Here is a 368-nt window from a genome sequence, read left to right on the forward strand (position 1 = left end):
CAAAATTCTTCCAGCCGGAAAGAGCAAACGGAATATCTCCCTTCGATTTACGGATTGGAACCGATCAGCTCAGAAAGCAGCTGATCGCGGGTGTTTCAGAAGCTGAGATCCGGAAAAGCTGGGAACCGGGCTTGCAACAGTTCAAAGCCATTCGGGCCAAATATCTTTTATACCCGGATTAATTCAGCATTTCCTGAAACAAACAGCAGGTCATCCGGTGAACCGGCCACCTTAAGAAAACTTAATATTAATCTAAGCAACGCTTCACAAAACGCTGATAGTTTGCNCAGGTTTTCCACTATGGTGTGCCAGCGAATGAAGCGATTATTTACTACTCCGTACTGCCGGAAAGCACATTGGTACAGGCG

General features: G+C 46.3%; 1 pseudogene. It reads left to right on the forward strand.

What is annotated here, in order from left to right:
- A pseudogene (locus BLX24_RS31415) lies at window positions 1-182 on the forward strand (exo-beta-N-acetylmuramidase NamZ domain-containing protein); the annotation flags it as partial.
- Between the last annotated feature and the right edge of the window lie 186 nt (window positions 183-368).

Origin of the sequence: Arsenicibacter rosenii, assembly GCF_001870735.1 — a bacterium.
GTDB classification, from domain to species: domain Bacteria; phylum Bacteroidota; class Bacteroidia; order Cytophagales; family Spirosomataceae; genus Arsenicibacter; species Arsenicibacter rosenii.